Below are 6,512 nucleotides of genomic sequence, written 5' to 3'. Positions count from 1 at the left end.
GGCCGGGGGCGCTTTCGGAGCGCGGATCTCGGGGGGGGGCGGCCGTCAGCCCTCCGCGAGGTGGCGCTCCACCGTTTCGATCTTCGAGGTCATCCCGTCCGAGACGCCCGGCCGGATGTCGGCCTTGAGGATGAAGGACACCCGGGGCGCACGCGCCTCCACCGCGGCCACCGCGCGCCGGACCACGTCCATCACCTCGGCCCACTCGCCCTCCACCGTGGTGAACATCGCGTCGGTGCGGTTCGGCAGCCCCGACTCCCGCACCACGCGCACCGCGTCGGCGACGTACTCCCCGACCTCTTCACCGACCCCCAGCGGGGTCACCGAGAACGCGACGATCATGCGTCGGCCGCCTGCCGCGCACGGGCCGCGATGACGCTGTCGGCCTCGTCGCGCTTGAGCAGCTTGTCCCCGTACAGCCCGCCGAACGGCAGCAGCGCGAGCAGGAAGAACAGGGCCACCTTCTTGACCGGCCACTTCGCCTTGTTCCACACGTCCAGCAGGAAGATCGCGTAGATCACGAACAGGATCCCGTGCAGGATCCCCAGAGGCATCATCAGGTAGTCGATGTCCGACACCCGGCTGAGCAGCGAGCCGAAGATCAGCAGGGCCGGGAACGACAGCGCCTCCGGAACGGAGATGAGGCGCAGCCGGTGCAGGGCGGAAGCGGTCTTGATGTCCACGTGGAACCTTCGGGAGTGGCGGCCGGGGGTCCTCCCCAGTGTCTCAGCCGCTCCCGCCGATCTTGCCCCGGGTACCCGGACCCCGGGGAGTGTGGCGCATATCGGCCACGGGACTCTGTTCGGGCCCGCCCGCTGCCGATACCGTCTTCCCCGTGGCTCAGTTCCGACTCCAAGGCAGCAAGGTGCTCGCCGTCGACCTGACCGGTGACGCCGTGAAAGCGAAGAACGGCGCCATGGTCGCGTACGACGGCCAGATGGCCTTCAAGAAGATGACAGGCGGCGGCGAAGGCCTCCGCGGGATGGTGACGCGCCGGCTGACCGGTGAACAGATGACGGTGATGGAAGTACAGGGACACGGCACCTGTTACTTCGCAGACCGCGCGAGTGAGATCAATCTGGTCAATCTGCGCGGCGAGAAGCTCTACGTCGAGTCCAGCAACCTGCTGTGCACCGACGCCGGACTGCGCACCGGCACGACCTTCACGGGCCTGCGCGGCGCGAGCACCGGCAACGGGCTCTTCACGACGACCGTCGAGGGCTCCGGCCAGGCGGCGATCATGTCCGACGGCCCCGCGGTGGTGCTGCGCGTCAGCGCCCAGTACCCGCTCTCCGTCGACCCGGGCGCGTACATCGCGCACACCGGGAACCTCCAGCAGTCCTTCCAGTCCGGTGTGACGTTCCGCACCCTGATCGGCGAGGGCTCAGGCGAGGCGTTCCAGATCCGCTTCGAGGGCGAGGGCCTGGTCTACGTGCAGCCCAGCGAGCGCAACACCATCGGGGGCGACGTCTGATGCCGTTCCGCGAGATCAACTCGAAGATGGTCGAGGCCCAGGTCGTCCCCGGGCAGAAGATGTACAGCCAGCGCGGTGCGATGCTCGCCTACCGCGGTGACGTCTCCTTCACGCCGAGCCTGACGGGTGGTCAGGGCGGGGTGATGGGCATGATCGGGCGCCGGGTGGCGAACGAGCAGACCCCGCTGATGACCGTCGAGGGCAGCGGCACCGTGATGTTCGGCCACGGCGGCCACCACATCCAGGTGATCAACCTGACGGGCGAGACGCTCTACGTGGAGGCCGACCGGCTGCTGGCCTTCGACGGCACCCTCCAGCAGGGCACGATGTTCATGGGCTCGCAGGGCGGCGTCATGGGCATGGTGCGCGGCCAGGTGACCGGCCAGGGGCTGTTCACCACCACCCTCAAGGGCCACGGCGCGGTCGCCGTGATGGCCCACGGCGGAGTCATCGAGCTCCCCATCACCCCGAACCGGCCGGTCCACGTCGACCCGCAGGCGTACGTGGCCCACCACGGGGACGTCAGGAACAAGCTCTCCGCCGCCCTGGGCTGGCGGGACATGGTCGGCCGCGGTTCGGGCGAGGCGTTCCAGCTGGAGCTGTCCGGCCAGGGCGCCGTCTTCGTACAGGCCTCGGAGGAGAAGCTGTGAACTTTGGTCCCGTGACCGGCGGACCCGGCGGCGCTGGCGGTCCGACGGTCTTCGACCCGCACAGCCTGCCCTCCGACGACAACGTGAACGCGTACACCTTCTGCGTCGAGCTCAAGGGGAGCCAGTGGTTCCTGCAGAAGGGCAAGATGATCGCCTACTACGGGCGCATCGACTTCAACGGCATCGGCAACGGCCGCTTCGACCGGCTGCTGCGCACCAGCTTCCACTCCCCGCTGCACGCGAGCGACTGGGTGGTGGCCGAGGGGCAGGGCAAGATGCTGCTCGCCGACCGGGCCTTCGACGTGAACTCGTACGACCTGGACAAGGGCAACCTGACCATCCGGTCGGGGAACCTGCTGGCCTACCAGCCCACGCTCGCCCTCAAGCAGTCGATCGTCCCGGGCTTCCTGACCTTGATCGGAACCGGGAAGTTCGTGGCGGCGTCCAACGGACCGGTGGTGTTCATGGAACCGCCGATGCGCGTGGACCCGCAGGCGCTGGTCGGCTGGGCGGACTGCCCCTCGCCGTGCCACCACTACGACCACGGCTACATGACGGGCGTGATGGGCGGGCTGCGCTCGCTCACGGGCCTCGGCGGCACCTCGGGCGAGGAGCACCAGTTCGAGTTCGTCGGGGCGGGGACGGTACTGCTCCAGTCGTCGGAGATGCTGATGGCGGAGCAGTCGGTCGGCGCGGTGGGCGCGGGAGCGGCCACCGGGAACACCCAGGGCGTTCCGGGGGCCGGCCAGGGCCCGCTGGGGCAGCTGGGGCAGCTGGGCGTGCCGAGGATGCCGGGGCAGCTGGGTGACATCCAGCGGCGACTCGGGCTGTGACCCTCCACAGATGTTCCTATTTTTGTACGTAATTCAACTTCTTAGGTAGAGTTCATTCATGGAGACCATGGAGACCGAGACGGCCACGCGCTGGCTGACCGATGCCGAGCAGTGCGCCTGGCGCACCCACCTGGACGTCAGCAGACTGCTGATGCACCAGCTGGAAAAGGATCTCCAGCCCTTCGGACTCACCAACAACGATTACGAGATCCTCGTGAACCTCTCGGAATCGGACGGGCACCGGATGCGCATGAGCGATCTGGCGACCGCCACCCTGCAGTCCAAGAGCCGGCTGTCCCACCAGATCACCCGCATGGAGACGGCGGGCCTGGTGCGCCGGGTGAACTGCGAGTCCGACCGCCGCGGCCTGTACGCCGTGCTCACGGACGAGGGCATGGACATCATGCGCAAGGTGGCCCCGCACCACGTGGCATCGGTGCGCGAGCACTTCATCGACCTGCTGCCCCCGGAGGCCCTGGCGGCCCTGCGGGCGTCGCTGCGGCCCGTCGCGGAGCACCTGCGCGACAACCGCGGCAAGGTCTGAGCGCCGGACTCCCCGCCGCGCCGCGCAGGGCGGTCGGCCGCAGAATGAGCGGGTACCGCTCACTGCCGGCCGCCCGGCCGGCCGAGGAGGTCCGATGAAGCGCACCCTGTACGCCCTCCCGGCGGCCACGGCCGCGGCCCTTCTGCTCACGTGCCCGGCGGGGGGCGCCTCGGCGGCTTCCGCCGGGGCGACCGGATCCGCCGCGCACGCGGCCGCCGCCCGGGCCGACGTCGACGCCGCCGGGGCCGCCGCGGCGGCCCTGAAGAAGTACCCGGGCTACGTCGAGTCCCTCGACAAGGACGGCACCGTCTGGCACGTCAACGTGATCGGCAAGAACGGCAAGAGCCACTCCGAGGTCGAGGTGAGCTCCTCCGGCGCCGCGACCCGGCGCAACCAGGACTCCGATGACGACGGCAACGAGTACAAGTCCCTGATCGCCGCGAAGGTCGGCGCCGCCAAGGCGATGAAGACGGCCCTGGCCGCCCACCCGGGCAAGGTCTGGTCGCTGGACTGGGACGACGACAACGACAACGGCGTCGCCGACCACTGGTCGGTCGAGGTCAAGTCCGCGAGCGGCGGCACCCAGAACGTCGGCATCGACGCCAAGACCGGCAAGGTGGTCGCGGCGGACTCCGACAACGACGGCAACAGCGACGGCAACGACGACGGCGGCGACAACGGCTGACCGTACGGACCCGGAGGCCGGGGCGGCGCCGACGGCGCCGCCCCCGCCCCTCTCAGCCCTCCGTGAGGCTGTCCAGCAGGGTGTCCGCGGCCGCGTACGGGTCCAGCTCGCCCGCGGCGACCCGTACGGCCAGCGCGTCGAGCCGCGCGTCACCGTGCAGGTCGGCCAGCCGCCCGCGCAGGGTGGTGATCGCGATGGTCTCGACCTCCCGTGCGGCCCGCGCCGCACGGCGCCCGTCCAGCACGCCGTGCTCCTCCATCCACGCCCGGTGCTTCTCCAGCGCTTCGAGGAGCTCGTCGATGCCCTGCCCGCGCGCCGCGACCGTCTTGACGATCGGCGGGCGCCAGTCACCCGGGCCCCGGGATTCGCCGAGGCCCAGCATGTGGTTCAGCTCCCGGGCGGTCGCGTCCGCGCCGTCCCGGTCGGCCTTGTTCACCACGTACACGTCGCCGATCTCCAGGATCCCGGCCTTGGCGGCCTGGATCCCGTCGCCCATCCCGGGGGCCAGCAGCACCACCGAGGTGTCGGCCTGCGAGGCGATCTCCACCTCGGACTGCCCGACGCCCACCGTCTCGACCAGGATCACGTCGCAGCCGGCGGCGTCCAGCACCCGGATCGCCTGCGGGGCGGCCCACGCCAGGCCGCCGAGGTGGCCCCGGGTGGCCATGGAGCGGATGTAGACCCCCGGGTCGGAGGCGTGGTCCGACATCCGGACCCGGTCGCCGAGCAGCGCCCCGCCCGAGAAGGGCGAGGACGGGTCCACGGCCAGCACCCCGACCCGCTTGCCGGCCTTGCGGTACGCCGTCACGAGCGCCGAGGTCGAGGTCGACTTGCCGACTCCAGGGGAACCGGTGAGGCCGACCACGTACGCGCCGCCGGTCAGCGGGGCCAGGGCGGCCATCACCTCGCGCAGGTGCGGGGACGCCCCCTCGACCAGTGAGATCAGCCGGGCCACGGCCCGCGGCCGGCCCTCGCGGGCCTGCGCCACCAGCGTGGGGACGTCCACCGTCGTCATACGGCCACCTACGCCTTCGGGACGCGGATCACGAGGGCGTCGCCCTGGCCGCCGCCACCGCACAGCGCGGCCGCGCCGACCCCGCCGCCCCGGCGCTTGAGCTCCAGCGCCAGGTGCAGCACGACGCGGGCGCCGGACATGCCGATCGGGTGCCCCAGGGCAATGGCGCCACCGTTGACGTTCACCTTTTCCGGGGTCACGCCGAGGTCCTTCATTGACTGCACGGCGACCGCCGCGAAGGCCTCGTTGATCTCGATGAGGTCCAGGTCGGAGACCTCCAGGCCGTCCTTCTTCAGGGCGTGCAGGATCGCGTTCGAGGGCTGCGACTGCAGGGAGTTGTCCGGGCCGGCCACGTTGCCGTGGGCGCCGATCTCGGCGATCCAGTCCAGGCCCAGCTCCTCGGCCTTGGCCTTGCTCATCACGACCACGGCGGCGGCGCCGTCGGAGATCTGCGAGGAGGTGCCGGCGGTGATGGTGCCGTCCTTGACGAAGGCCGGGCGCAGCTTGCCGAGGGACTCCGTCGTGGTCTCCGGGCGGATGCCCTCGTCGGTGGAGAACAGCACCGGGTCGCCCTTGCGCTGCGGGATCTCGACCGGGGTGATCTCGGCCTCGAAGACGCCGTTCTTCTGCGCGGCGGCGGCGCGCTGGTGGGAGGCGGCCGCGAACTCGTCCTGCGGGGCGCGCTCGATGCCCAGGCGGGTGTTGTGCTTCTCGGTGGACTCGCCCATCGCGATGTTCTCGAAGGCGTCGGTGAGGCCGTCGTAGGCCATCGCGTCGAGCATCTCGATGGCGCCGTACTTGAAGCCCTCGCGCGACTTCGGCAGCAGGTGCGGGGCGTTGGTCATCGACTCCTGGCCGCCCGCGACCACGATGTCGAACTCACCGGCGCGGATGAGCTGGTCGGCGAGCGCGATGGCGTCGAGCCCGGAGAGGCACACCTTGTTGATGGTGAGCGCGGGCACGTTCATGGGGATGCCGGCCTTGACGGCGGCCTGGCGGGCGGGGATCTGGCCCGCGCCGGCCTGGAGCACCTGGCCCATGATCACGTACTGGACCTGGTCGCCGGAGATGCCGGCCCGTTCCAGCGCGGACTTGATGGCGAATCCGCCGAGGTCGGCGCCCGAGAAGGACTTCAGCGAGCCGAGCAGACGCCCCATGGGCGTGCGGGCCCCGGCGACGATCACTGAAGTGGTGTTGTTCGTTCCGGACATGAGGCACAGCCCCTTGGATGAGGAGTGAACGAGGGTTTACCTGAATGTACTGAGCAGTACCCGCGCAGTCACCCGGCAGTCGGTGTGATCGCTGGCACGT

General features: G+C 70.5%; 9 protein-coding genes. 5 read left to right on the top strand and 4 right to left on the bottom strand.

Features of this window, described 5'->3' with window-relative positions:
- Nucleotides 1–45: 45 nt before the first annotated feature.
- On the bottom strand, nt 46–342 hold the full coding sequence (locus tag ACFV0Q_RS08725; RefSeq protein WP_385002555.1) for an MTH1187 family thiamine-binding protein: 297 nt from the start codon (nt 340–342) through the stop codon (nt 46–48).
- The gene (locus ACFV0Q_RS08720; protein ID WP_385002552.1) at nt 339–683 is read right to left on the bottom strand and encodes a DUF3817 domain-containing protein; all 345 of its coding nucleotides are present in this window, start codon (nt 681–683) and stop codon (nt 339–341) included. The genes ACFV0Q_RS08725 and ACFV0Q_RS08720 overlap by 4 nt, the downstream gene beginning before the upstream one ends.
- A 152-nt stretch (nt 684–835) precedes the next feature.
- Between ACFV0Q_RS08720 and ACFV0Q_RS08715 the strand changes: the two genes are divergently transcribed.
- The 5 genes from ACFV0Q_RS08715 to ACFV0Q_RS08695 all read left to right on the top strand — a co-directional run bounded on the left by ACFV0Q_RS08715 (nt 836) and on the right by ACFV0Q_RS08695 (nt 4,186).
- Nucleotides 836–1,474, top strand: coding sequence for an AIM24 family protein (locus tag ACFV0Q_RS08715; RefSeq protein WP_385002549.1), 639 nt, complete (start codon nt 836–838; stop codon nt 1,472–1,474).
- Nucleotides 1,474–2,124 (top strand): AIM24 family protein, encoded by a 651-nt coding sequence (locus ACFV0Q_RS08710; RefSeq protein ID WP_385002546.1) that lies wholly within the window; start codon nt 1,474–1,476, stop codon nt 2,122–2,124. The genes ACFV0Q_RS08715 and ACFV0Q_RS08710 overlap by 1 nt, the downstream gene beginning before the upstream one ends.
- The gene (locus ACFV0Q_RS08705; protein WP_385002543.1) at nt 2,121–2,957 is read left to right on the top strand and encodes an AIM24 family protein; all 837 of its coding nucleotides are present in this window, start codon (nt 2,121–2,123) and stop codon (nt 2,955–2,957) included. The genes ACFV0Q_RS08710 and ACFV0Q_RS08705 overlap by 4 nt, the downstream gene beginning before the upstream one ends.
- 67 nt (nt 2,958–3,024) lie before the next feature.
- Entirely contained in the window at nt 3,025–3,501 is a 477-nt protein-coding gene (locus ACFV0Q_RS08700) for a MarR family winged helix-turn-helix transcriptional regulator (RefSeq protein WP_385002562.1), read from the top strand.
- Nucleotides 3,502–3,595: 94 nt separating this feature from the next.
- Nucleotides 3,596–4,186 (top strand): PepSY domain-containing protein, encoded by a 591-nt coding sequence (locus ACFV0Q_RS08695; RefSeq protein WP_385002540.1) that lies wholly within the window; start codon nt 3,596–3,598, stop codon nt 4,184–4,186.
- Between the two features lie 52 nt (nt 4,187–4,238).
- Here the strand turns inward: ACFV0Q_RS08695 and meaB are convergent, their stop codons facing one another.
- Together meaB and ACFV0Q_RS08685 are read right to left on the bottom strand one after the other, a co-directional pair.
- Complete coding sequence (gene meaB, locus ACFV0Q_RS08690) at nt 4,239–5,201, bottom strand: methylmalonyl Co-A mutase-associated GTPase MeaB (RefSeq protein WP_385002537.1); 963 nt, start codon at nt 5,199–5,201, stop codon at nt 4,239–4,241.
- 8 nt (nt 5,202–5,209) lie between these two features.
- Entirely contained in the window at nt 5,210–6,412 is a 1,203-nt protein-coding gene (locus tag ACFV0Q_RS08685; protein WP_385002534.1) for an acetyl-CoA C-acetyltransferase, read from the bottom strand.
- Nucleotides 6,413–6,512: the final 100 nt, after the last annotated feature.

The sequence above is a fragment of the Streptomyces sp. NPDC059564 genome, from assembly GCF_042735575.1.
Classification (GTDB): domain Bacteria; phylum Actinomycetota; class Actinomycetes; order Streptomycetales; family Streptomycetaceae; genus Streptomyces.
Note: the sequence above shows the minus strand (reverse complement) of the source record. Positions and strands in the feature narration are given on the sequence as shown.